This window comes from Streptococcus intestinihominis (genome assembly GCF_046824975.1).
Lineage (GTDB): Bacteria > Bacillota > Bacilli > Lactobacillales > Streptococcaceae > Streptococcus.
The window spans coordinates 379,743-381,804 of record NZ_JBKQBL010000001.1; the positions used below are offsets into that span (position 1 = coordinate 379,743).

3 protein-coding genes are annotated in these 2,062 nt (G+C 41.0%); 1 reads left to right on the forward strand and 2 read right to left on the reverse strand.

Features of this window, described 5'->3' with window-relative positions; genetic code table 11:
• On the reverse strand, window positions 1-854 hold an 854-nt coding region (locus tag ACLOR3_RS02010; protein ID WP_412036941.1), incomplete at its 3' end, for a phosphoglycerate kinase.
• 140 nt (window positions 855-994) lie between these two features.
• On the opposite strand from ACLOR3_RS02010, the gene ACLOR3_RS02015 reads away from it, so the two are divergent.
• On the forward strand, window positions 995-1,702 hold the full coding sequence (locus ACLOR3_RS02015; protein WP_048715728.1) for a hypothetical protein: 708 nt from the start codon (window positions 995-997) through the stop codon (window positions 1,700-1,702).
• A gap of 94 nt (window positions 1,703-1,796) precedes the next feature.
• Here the strand turns inward: ACLOR3_RS02015 and ACLOR3_RS02020 are convergent.
• On the reverse strand, window positions 1,797-2,062 hold a 266-nt coding region (locus ACLOR3_RS02020; RefSeq protein ID WP_412036942.1), incomplete at its 5' end, for a hypothetical protein.

The following is a 2,062-nucleotide window of genomic DNA, read 5'->3' on the forward strand; positions in this document are numbered from 1 at the left end:
TCTTTCACTTCAGTGTAGTCAGCAAATGCGTTTGCTTCTTTTGAGTCAACTGGCAAGATCAATTTGCCGTTTGCTTTTTCAAGAAGAGCTTTAGCGACATCCAATTTGTCTTCTTCTACAAGTGAGTTACCGATTTCGATACCTTGAGCTTTGTAGAATGTGTAAGTCATCCCACCACCGATAAGAACTTTATCAGCTTTTTCAAGCAAGTTTTCGATCACACCGATCTTGTCTGAAACTTTTGAACCACCAAGGATAGCCACGAATGGACGTTCTGGAGCTTCAACTGCTTCTTGGATGTAAGCAATTTCGTTTTCAAGAAGGAATCCAGCAACTGCTTTTTCAACGTTTGCTGAGATACCAACGTTAGATGCGTGTGCACGGTGAGCTGTACCGAATGCATCGTTTACGAAGATACCATCTCCAAGTGATGCCCAGTATTTACCAAGTTCAGGATCGTTTTTAGATTCTTTCTTGCCGTCAACATCTTCGAAACGAGTGTTTTCAACCAAAAGAACTTGTCCATCTTCAAGAGCGTTAATCGCTGCTTCCAATTCAGCACCACGAGTAACACCTGGAAGGAAAGCAACGTCTTGACCCAATTTAGCAGCCAAGTCAGCCGCTACAGGAGCAAGTGATTTACCTTCTTTGTCTGCTTCTTCTTTCACACGTCCAAGGTGAGAGAAGAGGATTGCACGTCCACCTTGTTCAAGGATGTACTTGATTGTTGGAAGAGCTGCAGTGATACGGTTATCGTTAGTGATCACGCCATCTTTTACAGGAACATTGAAGTCAACACGAACGAGAACTTTTTTCCCTTTCAAGTCAACGTCTTTAACAGTCAATTTTGCCATTGGATATGACTCCTTCTTTTTTTAATACATGATAATTATATCACAAAAGCTGTAAAAGAGGTAGAAAAATCCAATGCTTTTCCCCTCTTATTGACAGTCTAACCAAGAGACCCTATAATAGGGATAAAAAGGAGATATAAATGAAAGAAGGATTATCTACTCAACAAAAAGAAGCCGACAAAGATTTAAATATCTTGGCACTTTTCACCTTGCTTCCACTGATGGGCTTTCTAGCTTTTCAGGAGCCAATCATCAACTTCACTAGAAGCCCAGACCATTCTCTCTGGATTCGCTTAATCGTTCTCGCACTTTGTCAATTTTCTGTAGCTGGCTTGGGAACTAGTGCTGTCCTTATTCGTAGAAAAGAAAGCATACAGAAATATGGACTGGTTAAGAAAAAATTCTTTCCAACTATCCTTCAAACAGTTCTTATTGCCTTACCTCTTCTCATTTTCCTCATAGCTTCAGGTCAGATGCATTCCTATCTTCCTTTTCAATCCATCCTCCTAACAAAAGAAGTCTTATCCAGTCCCTTCCCAACCAATTTCTTGGGCTATCTTCTCATTTCTCTTATTTGGGGATTCTGGGAGGGTTTTAATTATGTTGTGATTGTCCAAAAAATCAACCTCCGCTATCCTCAGTACGTAAAAGGAGTATGGAATCTAGGAGCATTTGTGTGTGCTTTAATCTGCTTGCTCATCCACGGGATGATTGGTTTTGACTCATTGTCACTCTTACAAGAAGGAACTGTTTTCATTCTTATTTATGGAATGCTTCTAGTTCAGAGACGTACAGGAAACGCTTGGGGCTGTATTCTTATTTTTGTCCTCCTTTGGAATGCCTTTTAATATCCTCTAAACAAGATCAAACCTCTCTGGTTTTTACCAGAGAGGTTTTTTTGAGAGTGACTTTTTAAAAGAACGAAAGAATCCTGTAAAAGACTTACTCTTCTTTCCTCTTACCAGCCAAGAGGAAGCCGCCTAAGGCTGCTAAGAGAACAGCTTCTGCTGCAAAGGAAGCTTCTAGGCTTGCCGTATTTGGCAAGTGTTCCGATTGACTTTCTTTGCTTGCATCTTTTGTTCCTTGCTGAATCGTTGGCTGTGAGTTCGCTCCTTGGTGGGCACTTAACAACTGATGGATCTCTTGATCGACCATATCCTTGTGATCTTCCTCTTGATGACCCGGTTGAGTAGAAGTCGTTGGGGCAA

Bases quoted from the DNA above. Each gene is read 5' to 3' on its own strand.
- ACLOR3_RS02015 (WP_048715728.1), top strand. From the start codon at position 995: ATGAAAGAAGGATTATCTACTCAACAAAAAGAAGCCGACAAAGATTTA.